The 764-nt window shown below is 74.0% G+C and carries 1 protein-coding gene; it reads right to left on the bottom strand.

The features are described from left to right. Nucleotides 1–35 precede the first annotated feature (35 nt). Nucleotides 36–512, bottom strand: coding sequence for a hypothetical protein (locus ACFWXO_RS32945; protein WP_380528503.1), 477 nt, complete (start codon nt 510–512; stop codon nt 36–38). Nucleotides 513–764 lie beyond the last annotated feature (252 nt).

Below are 764 nucleotides of genomic sequence, written 5' to 3'. Positions count from 1 at the left end.
AAAAATTGCATTGTTGGTCGCCCGGCTCTTTGGTTTTAACGCCAACTACCCCGTACTGCCGGCCCTTCGTAGGCCCCCCCCGCCCCGGCCCGGGGGCGGGGCGGCCAGGTGTGACCGGCCTCGTGGAGGTTCGCCAGCGCCAAGTAGTCGTTGCCCAGCATCACCTGGGCCAACCGGGCCGCCGCCGAGACCACGTCGGGCCAGCCGGGGGCGTCAAGGAAGGCCTCGTCCGGGGCCTGGGCTCCGACCGCGTCCTGCACCGCGCCGTACGCGGCGCCGAGCCGGGCCATCAGCGCGACCTCCTCCTCCGTGCGGAGGCTCAGGCCGAGATGGCGCTCGGGTTCGTCCGCGTCGCAGAAGTCGTCGAAGAGCACGTGCACGACGTGGTCGAGGCTCTCGAACTGCTGGCGGTCGAGCCACACTTCCCGCTGCCAGGTCGGGCTGGCCAGCGGGACCACGGCGGGCACGACGTGGAGCCGGAAGTGAGGAAGGGCGATTCCATGATCGATCACGGGTCGACGGTACCCATGTCACACCCGACCGGGCAGTCATTAAAAGGCGCTGCCCGCTAAAGGGCCAGAGCGAACCAGCCGGCCACCGAGACCGCTGCGGCGAGCCCGCCGAGGGCGACCGCCGCCCGGCCGTGCTCCAGCCCCCGTGCCCGCTGGAAGGGGGGGGGGGGGGGGGGGGAGCGGGCCCGCCGGGGCGGTCGGGAGCTCGCGCGCGCCCCCCGCGCCCCCCGCGCCCCGCGGGGGCGCGCGGCG

The organism is Kitasatospora sp. NPDC059088 (genome assembly GCF_042738155.1).
In the GTDB taxonomy this organism is placed as follows: domain Bacteria; phylum Actinomycetota; class Actinomycetes; order Streptomycetales; family Streptomycetaceae; genus Kitasatospora.
The sequence above is the reverse complement of the archived record's forward strand: the minus strand, read 5'-3'. Positions and strand labels throughout refer to the sequence as shown.